This window comes from Bacillus sp. REN16 (assembly GCF_020731355.1).
Classification (GTDB): Bacteria; Bacillota; Bacilli; order Bacillales; family Bacillaceae_L; genus Ferdinandcohnia.
This window is the reverse complement of the sequence record NZ_JAJFZK010000001.1, coordinates 280,116-297,216: the sequence shown is the minus strand read 5'-3', so window position 1 is coordinate 297,216 and position 17,101 is coordinate 280,116. Positions and strand designations below refer to the sequence as shown.

Annotated in this window: 24 protein-coding genes; 9 read left to right on the top strand and 15 right to left on the bottom strand. The window is 37.1% G+C overall.

Annotation, left to right across the window (positions count from 1 at the left end):
• Nucleotides 1-144 precede the first annotated feature (144 nt).
• The 7 genes from argC to LKW28_RS23200 form a co-directional block, all read right to left on the bottom strand.
• Nucleotides 145-1,185, bottom strand: a complete 1,041-nt coding sequence (gene argC, locus LKW28_RS01410; RefSeq protein WP_229138554.1) for an N-acetyl-gamma-glutamyl-phosphate reductase — start codon at nucleotides 1,183-1,185, stop codon at nucleotides 145-147.
• A gap of 217 nt (nucleotides 1,186-1,402) precedes the next feature.
• Nucleotides 1,403-1,636 (bottom strand): molybdopterin converting factor subunit 1, encoded by a 234-nt coding sequence (gene moaD, locus LKW28_RS01405; RefSeq protein ID WP_229138553.1) that lies wholly within the window; start codon nucleotides 1,634-1,636, stop codon nucleotides 1,403-1,405.
• Nucleotides 1,633-2,106 (bottom strand): molybdenum cofactor biosynthesis protein MoaE, encoded by a 474-nt coding sequence (locus LKW28_RS01400; RefSeq protein WP_229138552.1) that lies wholly within the window; start codon nucleotides 2,104-2,106, stop codon nucleotides 1,633-1,635. Before LKW28_RS01400 ends, moaD begins: the two co-directional genes overlap by 4 nt.
• Nucleotides 2,107-2,275: 169 nt before the next feature.
• Entirely contained in the window at nucleotides 2,276-2,788 is a 513-nt protein-coding gene (gene mobB / locus LKW28_RS01395) for a molybdopterin-guanine dinucleotide biosynthesis protein B (protein WP_229138551.1), read from the bottom strand.
• On the bottom strand, nucleotides 2,773-4,041 hold the full coding sequence (glp, locus tag LKW28_RS01390; RefSeq protein WP_229138550.1) for a gephyrin-like molybdotransferase Glp: 1,269 nt from the start codon (nucleotides 4,039-4,041) through the stop codon (nucleotides 2,773-2,775). The genes mobB and glp overlap by 16 nt, the downstream gene beginning before the upstream one ends.
• A 60-nt stretch (nucleotides 4,042-4,101) precedes the next feature.
• Nucleotides 4,102-4,242 carry a hypothetical protein gene (locus LKW28_RS01385; RefSeq protein ID WP_229138549.1) on the bottom strand — a complete coding sequence of 47 codons (141 nt, stop codon included), beginning with the start codon at nucleotides 4,240-4,242 and terminating at the stop codon, nucleotides 4,102-4,104.
• Between the two features lie 18 nt (nucleotides 4,243-4,260).
• Nucleotides 4,261-4,653: a methyl-accepting chemotaxis protein gene (locus tag LKW28_RS23200; protein ID WP_420708787.1), complete on the bottom strand. Its 393-nt coding sequence runs from the start codon at nucleotides 4,651-4,653 to the stop codon at nucleotides 4,261-4,263.
• A 600-nt stretch (nucleotides 4,654-5,253) separates the two neighbouring features.
• Here LKW28_RS23200 and ric point away from each other — a divergent pair.
• Entirely contained in the window at nucleotides 5,254-5,961 is a 708-nt protein-coding gene (gene ric, locus LKW28_RS01375) for an iron-sulfur cluster repair di-iron protein (protein ID WP_229138548.1), read from the top strand.
• Nucleotides 5,962-5,999: 38 nt separating this feature from the next.
• On the opposite strand, the gene LKW28_RS01370 is transcribed toward ric, so the two are convergent.
• The 4 genes from LKW28_RS01370 to LKW28_RS01355 are packed head-to-tail and all read right to left on the bottom strand — an operon-like array spanning nucleotide 6,000 to nucleotide 9,276.
• A complete protein-coding gene (locus LKW28_RS01370) occupies nucleotides 6,000-6,641 on the bottom strand; it encodes a hypothetical protein (RefSeq protein WP_229138547.1) in 642 nt (213 codons plus the stop codon).
• A 10-nt stretch (nucleotides 6,642-6,651) separates the two neighbouring features.
• Nucleotides 6,652-7,260: an SCO family protein gene (locus LKW28_RS01365; protein ID WP_229138546.1), complete on the bottom strand. Its 609-nt coding sequence runs from the start codon at nucleotides 7,258-7,260 to the stop codon at nucleotides 6,652-6,654.
• Complete coding sequence (locus LKW28_RS01360) at nucleotides 7,250-8,737, bottom strand: cbb3-type cytochrome c oxidase subunit I (RefSeq protein WP_229138545.1); 1,488 nt, start codon at nucleotides 8,735-8,737, stop codon at nucleotides 7,250-7,252. Before LKW28_RS01360 ends, LKW28_RS01365 begins: the two co-directional genes overlap by 11 nt.
• A 14-nt stretch (nucleotides 8,738-8,751) precedes the next feature.
• A complete protein-coding gene (locus LKW28_RS01355) occupies nucleotides 8,752-9,276 on the bottom strand; it encodes a cytochrome C oxidase subunit II (protein ID WP_229138544.1) in 525 nt (174 codons plus the stop codon).
• Nucleotides 9,277-9,606: 330 nt separating this feature from the next.
• Between LKW28_RS01355 and LKW28_RS01350 the strand changes: the two genes are divergently transcribed.
• Nucleotides 9,607-10,311 (top strand): Crp/Fnr family transcriptional regulator, encoded by a 705-nt coding sequence (locus tag LKW28_RS01350; RefSeq protein WP_229138543.1) that lies wholly within the window; start codon nucleotides 9,607-9,609, stop codon nucleotides 10,309-10,311.
• 49 nt (nucleotides 10,312-10,360) lie between these two features.
• Here LKW28_RS01350 and LKW28_RS01345 read toward each other — a convergent pair whose 3' ends face one another.
• From LKW28_RS01345 to LKW28_RS01330, 4 genes are all read right to left on the bottom strand, one after another.
• The gene (locus LKW28_RS01345) at nucleotides 10,361-11,485 is read right to left on the bottom strand and encodes a TIGR04053 family radical SAM/SPASM domain-containing protein (RefSeq protein ID WP_229138542.1); all 1,125 of its coding nucleotides are present in this window, start codon (nucleotides 11,483-11,485) and stop codon (nucleotides 10,361-10,363) included.
• A gap of 145 nt (nucleotides 11,486-11,630) precedes the next feature.
• Nucleotides 11,631-11,924, bottom strand: a complete 294-nt coding sequence (locus LKW28_RS01340) for a DUF5316 domain-containing protein (RefSeq protein WP_229138541.1) — start codon at nucleotides 11,922-11,924, stop codon at nucleotides 11,631-11,633.
• Between the two features lie 149 nt (nucleotides 11,925-12,073).
• Complete coding sequence (locus LKW28_RS01335; protein WP_229138540.1) at nucleotides 12,074-12,700, bottom strand: molybdenum cofactor guanylyltransferase; 627 nt, start codon at nucleotides 12,698-12,700, stop codon at nucleotides 12,074-12,076.
• Nucleotides 12,701-12,859: 159 nt separating this feature from the next.
• Nucleotides 12,860-13,090 carry a DUF2249 domain-containing protein gene (locus LKW28_RS01330; protein WP_229138539.1) on the bottom strand — a complete coding sequence of 77 codons (231 nt, stop codon included), beginning with the start codon at nucleotides 13,088-13,090 and terminating at the stop codon, nucleotides 12,860-12,862.
• A 201-nt stretch (nucleotides 13,091-13,291) separates the two neighbouring features.
• On the opposite strand from LKW28_RS01330, the gene LKW28_RS01325 reads away from it, so the two are divergent.
• The 7 genes from LKW28_RS01325 to LKW28_RS01295 all read left to right on the top strand — a co-directional run bounded on the left by LKW28_RS01325 (nucleotide 13,292) and on the right by LKW28_RS01295 (nucleotide 17,060).
• Nucleotides 13,292-13,429 carry a hypothetical protein gene (locus LKW28_RS01325; RefSeq protein ID WP_229138538.1) on the top strand — a complete coding sequence of 46 codons (138 nt, stop codon included), beginning with the start codon at nucleotides 13,292-13,294 and terminating at the stop codon, nucleotides 13,427-13,429.
• A gap of 273 nt (nucleotides 13,430-13,702) precedes the next feature.
• Nucleotides 13,703-14,392: a Crp/Fnr family transcriptional regulator gene (locus LKW28_RS01320; protein WP_229138537.1), complete on the top strand. Its 690-nt coding sequence runs from the start codon at nucleotides 13,703-13,705 to the stop codon at nucleotides 14,390-14,392.
• 130 nt (nucleotides 14,393-14,522) lie between these two features.
• Nucleotides 14,523-14,771 carry a DUF2249 domain-containing protein gene (locus LKW28_RS01315; protein ID WP_229138536.1) on the top strand — a complete coding sequence of 83 codons (249 nt, stop codon included), beginning with the start codon at nucleotides 14,523-14,525 and terminating at the stop codon, nucleotides 14,769-14,771.
• A complete protein-coding gene (locus LKW28_RS01310) occupies nucleotides 14,771-14,977 on the top strand; it encodes a DUF2249 domain-containing protein (protein ID WP_229138535.1) in 207 nt (68 codons plus the stop codon). The genes LKW28_RS01315 and LKW28_RS01310 overlap by 1 nt, the downstream gene beginning before the upstream one ends.
• A 14-nt stretch (nucleotides 14,978-14,991) precedes the next feature.
• Nucleotides 14,992-16,233 carry a hypothetical protein gene (locus LKW28_RS01305; RefSeq protein WP_229138534.1) on the top strand — a complete coding sequence of 414 codons (1,242 nt, stop codon included), beginning with the start codon at nucleotides 14,992-14,994 and terminating at the stop codon, nucleotides 16,231-16,233.
• A 14-nt stretch (nucleotides 16,234-16,247) separates the two neighbouring features.
• The gene (locus tag LKW28_RS01300) at nucleotides 16,248-16,547 is read left to right on the top strand and encodes a metal-sulfur cluster assembly factor (protein WP_229138533.1); all 300 of its coding nucleotides are present in this window, start codon (nucleotides 16,248-16,250) and stop codon (nucleotides 16,545-16,547) included.
• A 204-nt stretch (nucleotides 16,548-16,751) separates the two neighbouring features.
• Nucleotides 16,752-17,060 carry a metal-sulfur cluster assembly factor gene (locus LKW28_RS01295; RefSeq protein WP_229138532.1) on the top strand — a complete coding sequence of 103 codons (309 nt, stop codon included), beginning with the start codon at nucleotides 16,752-16,754 and terminating at the stop codon, nucleotides 17,058-17,060.
• Nucleotides 17,061-17,101 lie beyond the last annotated feature (41 nt).

Genomic DNA, 17,101 nt, shown 5'->3' with positions numbered 1-17,101 from the left:
TTTTCTATGAGTCGGCTGAAAATGACGCATCGAATTTCTGCGTTGGCTTGCTTCTCCGTTCCTCACGTATTAACTGCATACGCTCCGGTACTCAAAGCTGCGCCGCCTTGAAATTCTCGGTCCTTTTCACCCTCCTTTTTGACTTTATGGGAATAATGGAACATAGTGTAATCCTGTATTTTCTTCTAGACCAAACATAATGTTAGCATTTTGGATCGCCTGACCAGCAGCACCTTTCACTAAGTTGTCGATAACCGATACGACGGTTATCCGGTTTGTTCTTTCATCGAATGCAAGGCCGATATCACAAAAATTGGTGCCATAAACCTCTTTTGTGGAAGGGAAGACGCCCTTTTCTCGAATTCTCACAAACGGAGAGTCCTGATAGCTTTCCTTATATAGTTCATAAAGTTGTTCCACTGAAAGTGAATCTACTGCACTATTTATATACATCGTTGACATGATCCCCCTTGTCATTGGGACCAGATGCGTACTAAATGTTACATAAGGAATTGAATCATCCCAGCATTGAATCACTTGTTCAATTTCCGGAATATGTTGATGTTGATTTACCTTATAGATTGAAAAATTGTCATTGCTTTCAGCAAAATGTGTTGTTCGTGATGGACTTTTTCCCGCTCCAGAAAACCCGGATTTTGCGTCTATTACAATTGATTTTTCATCAATTAGTTTGTTTTTTATGATTGGTGCCAAACCAAGAACAGTTGCAGTTGGATAGCAGCCTGGATTTGAGATAAAACTACTATTCTGAATTTCTTCTTTATACCACTCTGGTAAACCATATGTAGCGTTGTTTAAGTCTCCCTTTAATGCAGCAGGCTTTTTATACCACTGTTCATAAAGATCAGGCTTTTTTAATCGATAATCTCCTGAAAGATCAATAATTTTCACATCTTCTCTCAATAGCTCAGGTACGATGCTTGTTGAAACACCAGATGGCGTTGAAAGAAACACAACATCGACTTCATTTGCAATCTTAGGGATATCGATATCGTTTAATGAATGATTGACTAGATTCGTAACATGCGGGTAGACCTCTGAAAGCCTCATCCCGGTCTGTGACGAAGTATGAACGGAATGTACATCTATAGTTGGGTGGTTTGCCAATAGCCTCAATAATTCAATTCCCCCATAGCCAGTAACACCGATAATTGCCGCTTTCAATATATCCACCTCATTGTTTTAGATGATGTTCAAAAAGTCCGGTGAAAATGACGCATCGAATTTCTTGGTCCTTTTCATCCTCCTTTTTGAAACGAATTTTTTATTAATGTAGAATATGTATCATTATAAGTCTGTATAAAAATAAAATCAATTGTATTTTTATAAAAAATCAGATTTTTTATGCAAAAAAAAGCCACCAGGGTGGGGCTGATTAAAATCAACCTCCACTTACTGGTGGTATCAATGCAACGGTATCTCCTGCTTTAACAATATCTTCATCTACTGCATACTCTTCATTTATTGCAAACATGATTTGATCTAGATTTTTTATACCATGATCACTAGCAAGTTTCTGTTTCAGTGATAATACGGTTAACTGATCTGCATGTAATGTAATTCTTTCTGTACCCGCCATTTCCTGTAAATGGGCAAAAAATAAAACTGTAATCATTTCAAATCCTCCTTTTCAGGCCGGCCTGTTGCATATTGTTTCGTTTCCAACTGATCTCCAATCCACATTTCCCCGTCTTCCCAATGTTCTTTTTTCCAAATAGGGACGATTTGTTTGATCCGTTCGATTGCATATTCATTTGCTGCATAAGCATCCTTACGATGTGGTGTAGAAACTGCAATGACAACGGCTGCATCAGATATATCTAAGCGACCGATTCGATGGGTAATTGCCGTCTTCGCCTCAGGCCATTTCACTGAAATTTCTTCTCCTATTTGAGCAAGCTTTTTTTCTGCCATTGAAATATATGCGTCGTATTCTAAATAAAGGGTTCTTCTCCCCTTCGTAAATTCGCGAACCGTCCCGATAAAGGTTGTAACAGCGCCAGCTTCACGTCTAATCACTTTGTTCGTTACTTCTTCTACGTGAATTGCCTCTTTCGTAATCTTAAATAAATCAATATTATTCATTTATTTACCTCCTCAAATCAAATACGCCAAAGCGTATTTGCGCCCAGATTTTTTCGAGCTTGCTCGAAAACTTCCTCTGAAAAATCTGTGGCATCCGCCGGAGGTATTTAACTTTATTCAACTTAAGTTTGTTCCTCTCGACATAAATTTTATTGTTTTTTTACTACATTCATCCACTTTTAATAAAGTTAAATATCCATTGTAAATAACTATCTTCATCCTTTATTCGAAAAAGCGGAAACTCTGTTTGAATTGGAATCCAGGTTATAACCGCAACGATGTTTGATAATGAAGTAAGAAGTTCAATATCTGCTTCTTGCTTAATTAAAACAATTTTGGGATGGTTTGCAGTTTTATATCCTTCGATTACTATCATATCATTTTCAAAAAAAGCGTAAAGCTGTATTAGCTTCTCGAGTGTCCATTGGGACGTTTTTGCTTCAAGCTGCAAACTGCCACCACCTTCTAAAAGCGAAGCAGAAGCACCTGCTTTAAAATGACGGGAAGAATCTTTTTCTTGATGAAGATTTTCCAGGCTACTTTGATGTCCATGATGTTTAATGGTAGCAATTTGATACCCAAGGTCCGTTCCTTTTTTTACAATTTTTTCAACTAAAGTGGTTTTCCCACTATTTTGATACCCGACAACTTGCAGAAGCGGAAACCTTATTTCCAAGGCCATTTACTTCCTTCCTGATCTTCAAGATACAATACATCGACTTCATCACCTTTGCCAAATCCGCGCGTTCCTCCTGGTAAAACCATAAACGCATTTGCTCCCGCTAGTGAAGATACGACATTTGATTTATCAAGACCACTTGGTGACACCAAGAGTTTTCCATCAGAAAAACTGATCTTGCTTCTGACGAATCTTGTGAATGGATTTGGTTTTGGAAAATCAGCATTGAGTTCAGCTTTCATTTTTAATAGGTGCGGATATTTAGAAAATAATCTTGTTCGTACTACTGGTCTTGCCAATAATTCAAAGCCTACATAACAAGCTGAAGGATTTCCAGATAATCCAAACAATAACTTTCCATTTAACTGGGCAACAGTTGTAACACTTCCCGGCCTCATCGCAATTTTATTAAAGATCACTTCTGCACCTAATTTTTCATAAATGGCAGGAAGATAATCGTAATCCCCAACAGAAACTCCACCGGTCGTGATTAAGATATCAACTTCATTAATTGCATTTTCGATAGCATGATAGCAAAGATCAAAATCATCCGGCAGTATTCCGAAATACTTTGGCACCGCACCTGCTCTTTCGATTTGTGCACTTACCATATATGCATTGCTATTTCGAATTTTTCCTGGCACGAGTTCCTCATTGACATTTAGCAATTCTGTCCCCGTCGCATAAATACCGACGACAGGCTTCTTTGCTACTTCAACCTGATAATAGCCGAAGGTGGCTAAGAGTGCTTTTACACCGGGATTTATAAATACACCTTTTTCCACTAATATTGAACCCTTTTTTGTATCTTCACCTTGGAACGAAACATTATCCCCAGACTTAAATGGTCGCTTAATCGACATGTACTTGCTACCATCACGTTCATATTCAGATGTCAATTCAAGCATTACAACTGCATCACATTCTGCAGGCATTTGTGCACCTGTCATGATTCGAACTGCTTGAAAAGCACCTACCTTTTTGGATGCAACAGTACCGGCCCCAATTTCTTCAATTACTTCAAATTCTACTGGATTGTCCAATCCCGCTTTTGTTGTATCCTTTGCACGAACAGCAAAGCCATCATACGGTGAACGATCAAAATGTGGAACATCGTGATCAGAAATGACATCACCTGCCAAAAAGCGTCCAAAACTAGCTTCAATTGGTACAAATTCCTTTTTCCCCGAGCCTGCAAATTCCATTACACGAGTTACCGCTTCCGAAACGGGTATTGGTGTTCGTCTTTCAACCATATTATTTCACTCACTTTTTATCTGTTTTTTTCCTATTGTAGTATATTTTAGCAAAAACCACTACCTTCCTGCTGTGATTTCATTAAGCTGAATGATTCCTTCTTCAAGCTTATCATCAACGACCTTTGCATCTGTAATATGTTGGGTAATTAAATCTTTCGCATTATCAAATAGCTCTTTTGTATAGGATATTTCTTGCATCACATCCTGTGAATATACCTATTGCTCCTGAATTGTATCCAGGACAAAATGCACCTCTTTTTGGACGGACTCAATAACAGCTAATATATAGTTGATTTTTTCGGTCGTATTAATGCTCGCCTCGACACCAGAATGGACAAGATTTGTACTATTAGTTGTAGATTGTAAGGATTCATCAATTTCTTTTTGAATGGCTTTTGTGAGGGCACTAATATGCTCTGTACTTGATGCCGTACTCTCCGCAAGCTTCCTTACCTCTGCTGCAACAACTGAAAATCCTTTTCCTTGCTCTCCTGCTCTAGCCGCTTCAATTGATGCATTTAATGCCAATAAATTCGTTTGGTCTGCAATCTCTTTAATAACTTGTACAATATTTTCAATTTCCTTTGAACGATTATTGAGATGATCCATTTTTTCAGATGTATCAAATAATTGGGAACCAAGTTCTTTCATAATTGATTCCACTTCTAATACCTGTCTCTTACCTTCACCTGATTTTGCTACCATATCATCGGCTGCAAGAAGTAGAGTTTGACCATTTTCAAATAATTTAGCTGAATTATGATAAGAAGAGAGGCTAAGCTCTTCTACCCGATTGAATTTTGACTTTATGTTAGCAACCAAATCACCAAGAACATGATGCTGGCCATTTACATGCTCGTGCTGTTCAATTGTTGCCACTAGCTCCTCATAAAAATTTTTAAAAAACACAGTAGTATTTTTTTTCTGTTGATTTCTTTCCTCTATTAATTCTTTCATTTCTTTTCTTAGTTGTTCATTTTCTATTTTAAGATCTTCAATATATTGTTTACGAATAAACATCGTTATGACATCTCCCTGTGCAAGTCTATATCTGGCTTAATGGTACCAAACATACTCTATTATAACCTGTGATGTACATCACTCCCATCCGAAAATTTGACGATTTTATATATATGTGTGATACGTATCACCTCATTCTTCCTTTTTAAAAGCTATGCTTAAAGTAGCTTACTATTAGGAGGTAAATTCATGGAACAAACTTTTACAGAACAACATATCATTGGAGAAATTGTGACAGAGTTTCCGAAGGCTGGAGACCTTTTCAAGAAGCTTCGTATTGATTTTTGCTGTGGCGGTAACCGACCACTTATAGATGCAATTGAGGAAAGAAATCTTTCTAAGGATGATGTTTTATCAAAATTAAATACACTTTATCAAGATATGAAGGATTTGAACGAAAAAACAGTGGATTGGAAAGCCGCAAGCTATTCTGAATTAATTGACCATATCGTGAATAAACATCACCGTTATTTAAATGAGGAGCTTCCACAGCTTAGCCCATATGTAACAAAGGTGCTGCGCGTACATGGAGGAAACCACCCACATCTAGCAAGAGTACATTCACTGTTCAATCAATTAAAAGTGGAGCTTGAACAGCATACAATTAAAGAGGAAGCAGAGTCATTCCCTCTAATCGTGAAATTTGAACATGAACCAACTGCCGAGAATCATGAATTGGTGAAAAAACATGTAATTGAACTAGAAGACGATCATGACGAAGCTGGAAATATAATTAAAGAAATTCGCGACATCACTAATGATTTCCAACCACCAATTGGTGCATGCGGGACATACCGATTAGTCTATCAACGTCTAGAAGCACTGGAAGCAGACCTATTCCAGCATATCCATTTAGAAAATAATATCCTATTTCCACGAGCAGCAGCAGGGAATTGAATTTAAAAAATGAGCTGAAAATATTTCAGCTCATTTTTTTATATCAACCTTTCATCAAGGTCTCTCGATTTTACGTTCATTTTTAAATATGATTTCTTATCTTTTTTCCTTATTACATTAAACATTGGCTTTCCAATAAAAACCCTTCCCATGAATACTATACAAATTCCCATTCCTAATATGAACATTGCTTTTCCCAGCTCCTGCTGTTCTGTTACCAAGTAGTTATTACAAAGTCGTGCTGGTGATGCTAAATAAAGCCAACTCATGACAAAGATCATTGAAATCATATTTGCCCAAATAAAGGCTTTACTAATTGGACCAAGCAGTTGCCAGCTATAGTACAAAAATAAACCAGCGAGGAATGGTAAACTTATATATTTTGCAAATTCCATGAGAGGATCATTTAATGCAGCATCAATGGATCTTGGCAAACTCCAGTATGTCAAAATAAATAATGTTATTAATATCCCTGCTATCCCATTTCCATTGAAAAATAAGAAAAACGTTTGCCATTTCTTCGGAAACCCTTTTGCAAGAAAATAACCACTGACCACTAATAAAGGTATTTGAATTAGCATGGTGGCAACCATACTGGCTTCTAACATTAATCTGACATACGGGACTGAAACAAATAGAAGTAAAAGTATCCCAATCATGGTATAACGGAAACGGTACATATTTTCACCTCTAAAATAAGAAAGAATCTAGGTATTCCACAACAGTTTGTGGTTGTTGGTAATCAAAAATATTTGTTAATTTTCCGTCTGGGTTGACCACATAAAATGCGGAATTATGCTCATATCCCCCATATTCATTCGGTATAACAATTACATCAAGAGTATCCAGCACTGCCTGTAATTCCTCGCCGTCCTGAATCGTTGCCATTTTCCACTGATCTCCATCTGCTCCGAAATGGTCTGAATAGGACTTTAAAACTGTTGGAGAATCATTCTCAGGGTCAAAGCTTATACTTACAAGCACTACCTCTTTACCTAGCACGTTTTTGGGGATATTCTCGTAGATTTCAGCAAAATTTCGTTCTAATACCGGACATACATCCCTACAACTTGTATACATGAAGGTAATAAGTGTGTATTTCCCCTCTAATTCCTTCAAATTAAAAGTATCTGAATTAGAGTCGATTAGTGTTGCAGAAGGGAGCTTTGGCTGCTCCCTTTCTAAATCTATAATTCTTGCTTTCTCAGCTGTAAAAGCATGTAATCCATCTGTACCAATCCATAGCAAAGTAAATCCCGCTACTAGTGCAAATAGAATTCCAATACTTTTACGCCACATGGTGATCAGGTCCTATTTCTTCCTGAAACTTATAGTCAATTGATCTTGAAAAACTCCAAAATCGAATGACAAATGTTAATACAGCAAGGACGATAAAGATACCAAAGATAGCTCCCATGCGGTCATAAGGTATCCACTCAGGGAAATGCTCTGCCCATCTTCTAGGGGCTCCTACTTTTCCAGAGAAAAGGAACGATCCGCATAATCCAATAAAGAACATCGTGTACATCCAAAAACTAATCGCATCACGAGCAGATTCTTTCTCTTTTCTATTTACTTTTGCTATGTAATACATAAATCCAAATAACATAGTTGTTGCACCTAAGCCCATATACATATGGAAATGCCCTGGTACCCATTTCGTATTATGCATAACATGGTTAACAACGATTGTTGCGTCAATGATCGCAGGCACTACTCCAATTACCCACCCAAACATCGATAGAAACATGAAAGATGAGGCAATATCCCACTTAATACCTGAACGATAGACAATCATAAGAGCACCGTATGCTGTGACAATTAACACAGGTAATCCGTTTGCATATGAAAGCACTTGACCTAAAATAATCATCCATTTCGGTAATGCAAAGTCCATTAATAAATGGTGAGGATAGATAATAATTGTAAATAAGGTTGAGCAATTCCATGCGATCAAGAATGGACGATTTGCCTTCCAAGGGCGATTTGTATAGTTTGCTAAAATCTCATATACAGCAATTACACCCATGTAAATAATCGAGTTCGCAAATATGTGACCAAACGCATAAGTTAAATTTTTTGCAAGTAATGGGTCGATTGTAATGGTCGGAATATATATATTGATAAGGCTCATTGTTAGTACTGTCGCACCCGAAACCAATGCTGTAATATTTACAATTGCAACCATTGTACTTGCAACAACTGCCGCTGGTGGACCGTAGCCTTTTTCCTTCCCAAATACAATTGGCCAACCTAAGCCCCCGCCTAAGCTTCCATATTGTTTAATTACTGCTCTAGCAACATCTAAATATAGCAAGAGAAACCCAATACCGAGAATGAGCATTCCACCTAAATAAAGTGTTGCACCTGTTGCTGCCCATCCACCAGCAGAGATAGCAGGTAGCGGATATAGAAAAGTCCAAGCTCCAGCAAAGTCAAATGCAAAGATACCTACCAACACCATGACGACTCCGAGAGCGAAAGTGATGAAATTCGTAATGAGAATTGCTTTACTTAATTGAACATATTTACTAAGAAAAAACCACATGACTGCAGCTGCGGCTAATGCAGCAGCCCCAATCATCCCTGTTCCGTGGACAGTCATAATCTCATAAAAGAATCCAGGGTCTACCTTTATCATTTTTCCCTGTGCCATGAGCATTAAGACCCCAAATACCATCATTAATAAAATGATAAAGCTACCTGTTAGTAGATACATCACAATTGTTTTATTTCGGGAGTTAGTAATCCCTCCCATTGAAATATTAGTAGACATAGTTAACCCCCTCCTTAATTTGTTACGACAATTTCACCAATCATAAGATGGTGAGCAAGTCCACAGTATTCCATACATAAAATTTGGTACGTACCAGGCTCCGAGAATGTGTAGAAAACCGTGTTAGTATATTCCGGCATCGCCTGGGTTTGAGCTAATAAATTCATGTCTTTGTCATAGATTCCAAAACCATGGTTAACATCTGAACTCGTAATATCAAATTCGATTGGTTCCCCAACTTTGAATTCAGTCTGGCTCATATTCCATCCAAATTGAACAGCTTCTACATCGACAATGACTGGATTTTCACCTTGCCCATAGACTGGTCTTTCAAATGGTAGATCTTGAAGTGTAAAATAGGTTGCTGTGCCAAAAACAGCGAGTAGCACAATGAAATAAATTGTTCTAAAGCGGTACCATTTTTTCTGAATTGGTTCATAATCTGCTCGTCTATTAGTCTTTAATACGACGGTAATAAAAATAACTGTAATTAAGGTCATTAAAATAATTGAAAGATACCAAGCGGCTGTTTGGTACAAAAGGACCCCCTCCTAATTCTCTTTTCAGCAAGATTGTCACATATCGCCCGAACATAAATCTGTTAAGTTTGTCACAAAATGAGACAAAAACAAAAAAGACACATTCTTGTCAAGAATGCATCTTCTTTCGAATTTTATTAAATTAATCGCTTGACTCCAGCATTTCCTCATTTGTTATAAATTGTTCATAATTGGTATAATCCTTGTTTTTCAATGGATCTCGTAGCATTTTTACTAGAAGTGTGATTTATTATACACCACAAGAATACCTAACATTATATTATTTTCTTAAAATCAAGTATAGCATTCCTGCTTAGGAAGGTGGTACCTATGAATCAATTGACACTAGAAAAATCAACAATTTCCAATGAATTATCAGAGCTTTTAAAATCCGCTAATCACGTCGTACAAATGGAAAAAGGAACTTATTTATTTCGGGAAGGAATGAAGGCATCTGAACTATATCTTATTCTTTCAGGTCGTCTTAGAGTTAGCAAAGGAACGTCTGATGGCAGTGAATTATCACTAAGAATATGTAGCCAAGGTGAAATCGTCGGAGAGTTGACATTATTCACCGATGAGCCTAAGTATTTATTTGATTGTCTGCTATTAGAAGATAGCGAAATTGCTGTTATTCAAAAGGATGAGTTAGAACGAAAACTCTTTGAAAATACGACCCTGGCATTTGAATTTATGAAATGGATGAGTGATCATTTTCGAAAAACACAAACAAAGTTTAGGGATCTTGTTTTATTAGGGAAAAAAGGTGCACTTTATTCAACCTTAGTTCGAATGACCAATAGTTATGGTGTACAAAAAGAAAATGGTATCTTTATAGACCTACATTTAACAAACCAAGAGCTTGCAAATTTTTGTGCAACAACAAGAGAAAGTGTAAATCGGATGCTTCATGAATTACGTTCTTTAGGGATAATTTCAGTTTCAAGAGGCTATATTACAATTCATGATTTAGCCTATATTAAGAGGGAAATACAATGTGAGGAATGTCCGGCAAAGTATTGTAGTATTGAATGATAGAGCCGAAAAAAAGGCCCATGGGATTGTGTCCATGGGTCTTTCATTACTATTGTACCGTTTTTTCTTTTTTACCTAAGGCTTCAGGGATATATACACAGAAAGGTTCACTTTCCATGTAATCACCTGTCATCGCATATGCACGAGAACGTGATCCGCCACATACATGTCGGAATTCACATACTCCACATTTTCCTTTATATTTGTCAGGATTACGTAAATCTTTGAAAATTGGTGAATCACGATAAATTTCAGCTAGTGGAGTCTCACGCACATTCCCAGCAATTACAGGCAGCAATCCACTTGGATACACATCTCCAATATGAGATATAAAGACAAATCCATTACCATCGTTTACACCTTGTGGCGCCCTGCCCAATCCATCGATTTGACCCGTTTTCCCCTTCATAAGTGCATCTTCATAGCGAATCTTTTTATCAGTATCCTTTGTTTCGCGCAGTTTTGATTGGATGACAACTCGACGATAATGCTGTGCAGCTGTTGTTTTAATATCGAATTTTACCCGCTTACTTAACTCATATAACCAACGGAAAACTTTTTCATGTTCAACCGGTGAAATCATGTCTGTTTCTTTCCCGCGACCTGTTGGTACAAGGAAAAAGACACTCCATAATACGCAATCAAGGTCTTCTACCAATTTTGCCATTTCATCTAATGCATGAACATTATATCTCGAAATGACGGTGTTGATTTGAATCGGAATTTCAAGCTCGTGTAAATAGTTAATCGCTCTCATCGTTAAATCAAATGAACCTTTTGTTCCCCGAAAATGATCATGAATTTCTGCTGTTGGTCCATCTAGACTAAAAGCCCAACGTGCTAAGCCAACCTCTTTTGCCTTTTGAATAGCTTCTTTTGTAACATTTGGTGTTGCACTGGGTGTCATTGAAACACGAACGCCTTTTTTAATTGCATAAGCAGCAATATCGTAAACGTCCGGACGCATTAACGGGTCTCCGCCGGTGAACACAAGCATTGGATTATTCATCTCATATATTTGGTCGATTAGCTTTTTACCCTCTTCAAAGGAAAGCTCCCTGGGGTCTCTTGTATACTGTGCTTCTGCACGGCAATGTAGACATTTTAATTGGCAAGCTCTCGTAAGCTCCCAAATTACAATAAATGGATCTTGGTTATAGTCTCTTTCAAACATGAGGCAAACCTCCTTTGATAATGTCCACATTTTAACACGATAAAATAGTGAATTATGTGAACTATATCACAGATTTAGGAGGTGTTTGAAATTGTTCACAAATAAGGATCAATTAATGAGGTGATTAAAATAGGTTTGAAGATATTTACATATAATTGAGGGTTAACACCACTGCAACAAGTAGGTTTGGTGCCCCCAAGAGGAAAAACAAATAGGAATATCGGATTCTTTTTTTGCGGTCTTGGTTACTTTCGGTATAGTAATTCGCTCTTGCCCGATCTCCACTTATAAAGGAATCAGATACGATTCCTGCAAGCAGGAAACAAATAATCCCAAGTGTCCCGGAAATAACTGAATATGTTTCAAATTGATGAGTAGACAAACCAATGAATAATAGAAGTCCAGAGGTTAAAATACCTAAAATTAAGCCTACTCTCAAATACGATCCCTCCTTTTCAAAAACCTGGTATTATTATTTTATCACATTTTTCAGAAAATTATGAGTCTATTGAGCGGATTTCTCGCCAAAAGCCAATTTTGGCCCACAGAGATGTGGGTCATAAAGTCGCGGCTTAGGACATGGCGTTCTTAGTCTTGGTTACTTATATCAGTCATTGGCTTTTGCTGTATTTTTTCATATTCCGTTTGGTTGTTGATATTTTCGAATTCCGATTCATGTCTCCGAAGATCATGATTTTTTACAAATTTAACGTTACATCTATCTAATAAAAGGCTCATTTTTAGATTTTTTTCATTCAGCAATTGCTCTATTTTCTTTACAACTCTTGAATGATAAACTGCGATTAAAGGCTGCTGCCTGTTATTGATAATCGGAACGACAGCATCAATCCCTTCTTCTTTAGTAAAAGTGATTAGTTGCTTTACCAGTTCATCCGATACTAAAGGGGTGTCACAAGGTAAGATAACATACCAGTCTGACGATTGTTTTTGCATCGCTGTGAAAATGCCTGCAAGCGGTCCATTCCCTTTATATTCAGGAACATCCAGAAGCACTTCTACTGTGGTTTGGTTTCGAAATTGCCCTTCTAATGCAGGGTGACTCACAATAAGAAGCTCATCCACATTCCCTTCCAAGGCTTCGATTGCATATTCATAAAAGTATTTATGATGAAGCTTGGCAAATGCTTTATGACTGCCAAACCTCCTTGATTCTCCACCAGCCAAAAGAATACCTGTGATTTTTGCTTTATTCATAATGAAACTTCCTTTTACTTTTTCTTCATAGTAGCATGAATGAAACGGTCTTCCAAATAAATCTTTTATATCCATAAAAAAGGTGAAGGCACAGCTGTAAATTGGCTTTGCCTTCACCTTGAGAGATATCGGAAATCGTGATTGATTTTATTTTTAAATTTATTTTTTACCGATTGCAACGCGCCATACATCTGGACCTTGTTCAAGGTATTCCCAAGTGAATTCTTCACTGCGTTCCATTTTGAATTGATATTGGAGTGGTCGTGGATCATGGTCATTTGTTAGCTCCATGATTTCACCTGGCTGTAAACTATCAAATGTCCTAAAAATTGTTGGGTGCTTCTCCCTTGGTGCATAATCTGGAACATTTACTTTCGCTGCAAATACCATATTATATTCCTCCTTTTGTTTTATGGGTCCATTGTATCGAGTCTTATCCATTATTGTAGTGAAACTTATCACTATGTACGTATGTTTTTTATCATATGTCTAGAAATCTATGCGATAATAAGGGTAAAATTTAAATACCACTGATGCATCCTGCTATACTTCATGATTCTGTGGAGTCCTAAAGAAAGAACGGGTGTAAAGATGAAAGAATTTGTAGGTACATGTAAAGATTGTAAGAAAGAAATTTATTGTTTAGATGGATTTATTAATGGCGTTGTATTAGATGATAAAAAAGGAATACTTTGCTTTGATTGTGCGGAAGAAAAGCAAGACGACTAATTTTATTCATCCCGTGGCTGAATAAAATTAGAGCTTCCAGCGGATGCCACGATTTTTCAAAGGAAATTTTTCGAGCAACCTCGAAAAAAATCGGGCACAAATACGCCAAGGCGCATTTGATACTAGGAGATTTTCTCCTAGTTTTTTTTGTGTCTATTTTTTGAACATTGATTTAGTTTCTCATTACCTATGATGTAAATCACAGTTATAAAAATGAGGATTGCTACACTTTAGGTAGATGTCATAAGTTATTTTGAACAAGGAGTGAGCAAGATGGCACTACCATCCATTCGCGAACAATTGAAAGGAGTTCCCTTGTTTCGGGAATTAACCCCTGAAGAACTCGATCCAATTGTAGAAATTTCACAGTCACGATTGTATAAACAAAAAATGTTTATCTTTATGCAGGACGATCCACTTGATCGTGTTTTTTTCATTCAATCTGGAAAGGTAAAAATATATAAGTCTGATATGCACGGAAAGGAACAGATTGTTTCTGTACTTGAAGCAGGGGAAATGTTTCCGCATGCTGGATTCTTTCGTAAAGGGGGATACCCTGCACATGCCGAAGTTATCGAGGATTCAAATATAATATTCACCCCCATTGATAGATTCGAAGAGATATTACTAAAGAATCCTGAGCTTTGCATCAAAATATTTAAAGTTTTAGGTGAAAAAATCATGGACCTTCAAAAACGATTGGAGGAGCAAATTTTATTAAATACGCAAGAACAAATCATTATGCTTTTGCTTCGTTTATGCAGAAGCAACGGAGAAAAGATTGGCAATCGCTTTAAGCTTACTACTCAATTCACTAATCGCGAGCTTGCGAACATGATAGGTACAACACGTGAATCTGTAAGTCGAACAATTTCAGTATTAAAGAAGAAGCAAATTGTAGACATAACGCCGGACGGATTTTACTTATTAGACCATATGAAGTTGCATGATGAGATTTTTTAGTGCAACAGGAAACAGTATTTTTATTCTTTGATCTTGCTGATTTATTTTATCCTAGTGATTCATGTCACATCGTTTCCCATTGAAAATGATTATCATTAGGTTATAAACGTTAAATAAGGGGGAATTCAAAATGAGCCAATTGGATTCAAATGTTGTGGAAGTAGATGTTAGGGAAGACCTTAAAAATAAAATCGAGCCTTTTCAAAAGATTATGGAGGCAGTAAAACCTTTACAGGATGGGGATATCTTCATTCTACACGCACCTTTTAAACCGACTCCATTATTTCCAATTTTAAAAGCAAAAGGCTTTTCAAATGAAGTGGAGCAAATTGATAAAAAACATTGGAAGGTTACCTTTAAAAAAGGGGTGTCCAACTAATGAAATTAGATAATCGAGGTCTTGAGCCTCCCACTCCAATGATGAGGACATTGAAAGCTCTCGAAAAATTAAATATAGGTGACAGTTTGACCATTATCAATGACCGACGACCTATGTTCTTGTATGAACAACTAGATGAACTAGGCTACAAGCATACAACAGAACCACATCCTGATGGTGGCTTTCAAATTGAGATTACGAAATAAGGAGCTGCTTCATAATGATGCCTCAATTATCAAATGAAACCGATATTAGGCTGCCGCTCTCCTTTATTATTTTTAGTGTTGTCGCCTTAGTCACTTCCCAAGTAATCCTGTTATTCAATGGACATGTGGTGATTGATGGAAATTTCCGAACCTTCCCCCTCCTATCGTCTGCCCATTTACTGATACTTGGATGGGCCTTAATGGTTGCGATGGGAGCTATGTACCAGCTAGTGCCGGTGGCCTTTTTAACTCCGATTTGGAGCGAAAAATTTGGGTTTATACAATTTTGGGTAACAGCAATCGGTATTGGTGGTTTTGGAATCACCCTTTCCTTCTCGCCTGCTATTTCTATTTTTACGGGTTCACTTGCGGTTATTGGGATTTTGCTATTTCTTGTCCAAATGTTTATGACAATGAAGAAGCAAGCGAAAAAAAATATACTAACCGTATTTGTTGGTAGTGCTCTCCTTTGCTTACTGTTCACAATCACACTGGGAATTCTTTTAATTGTAAATATAGGGACTGGAATAGCAAATTTAGATCATCTTGCTGTTTTGAAAAGCCATATTTTGCTCGGAATTGCTGGATGGTTTACTTTCTTAATCTTTGGCTTTTCCTATAAAATGGTCCCGATGTTTTCTTTAGCACACGGTTTTTCAATGAAACTAGCAAGATGGGTTTATATTGTGTATGGAATTGGTCTAATTTTGACAATTATCAGCTTTATAACTGAGGAAAACCTCCTCTTACAAGCAGGTATGAGCACACTGTTTGCAGGCTTCGCTCTTTTTTCTTATCACATTTCTACTATCATCAAGATGAGATTAAAGAAAAGGCTTGATAAACCATTTATCTTTTCATTAATTGCAATTGGTTTTGGCTTTGTGATTCACTTTTTCGGAATGATGTTAGCATTCCTGCCAGATCATTATGAATTTTATGGGGTTCTCATTTTTCTTTACCTCTTCTTGTGGATTGTCAGCAGTATTCTTGGCTATTTATATAAAATTATTCCTTTCCTTTGGTGGACACACAGGTACAGTAAGCTAATTGGAAAAAGCGATGTACCGACATTAAAGCAAATGATTGATGAAAAAATAGCAATACCGATTTTTACAGGCTTCGTTGTGGGTTGCCTCATCGTTGTTCTATCAATTGCGATTGGACAGTTGCTAATCTTCTCAATTGGTCAAAGCCTCGTCGTCGCTGCAACTGTGTTTTTCAGTTACAGTATTTTAAAGGTACTTTTTAAATAAAGGGGAGAATGTAGATGGAATTAAAAGATAAAATCCTTGAACAGTTAAAGCAAGTGATTGACCCTGAATTAAATATTAATGTTGTCGATTTAGGACTTATATATGAAATTGATATTAAAGAAAATAATGATGTGTATATTGAAATGACATTAACAACACCAGGCTGTCCCCTTCATGATAGTATTACAAGCGGTGTAAAGCATGCAGTCGCTTATCTTGATGAGGTAAATGATGTCGAGGTATTAATGGTTTGGCATCCGGCTTGGTCTCCTGAGCGTATGTCAGAAGCCGCAATGAAACAACTGCGCGGTTGAGTCAAGTGTCCTTATTTCACTTTCATAGTTAGTTTGGTTATAATTGAGAAAAGCGCAAGCGCCTTGGTCAGCTCCGACAAGCATAAGACGAGACGGCTAGAAGGTTGCCCTTTAACCTTCTTGACGGATTGGATTATGACCTCGAGGGGCTAGGCGCTGGAGCCAGACATTAAATAATCTATATCTCGAAAGGAGAGTTTTCAAATGGATGAGGCTTTAAAAGAAAATATGTTGGGTGCACTTGAACAGGTTGTTGACCCTGAGTTGGGGGTTGATATTGTAAACTTAGGACTAGTTTATGATGTGGATATGAATGATGAAGACGTAGCTCAAGTTACAATGACCTTAACCTCAATGGGATGTCCACTTGCTGGAACAATTGCAATGGACGTAAAACGTGTTCTTACAGAATTACCTGAGGTCAAAGATGTAGATGTTAATATTGTTTGGAATCCACCTTGGAACAAAGATATGATGAGCCGTTATGCAAAAATTGCATTAGGGATTAGGTAAGATGCATATAAAAAAGAACGTGTCGATTGAAACCGACACGT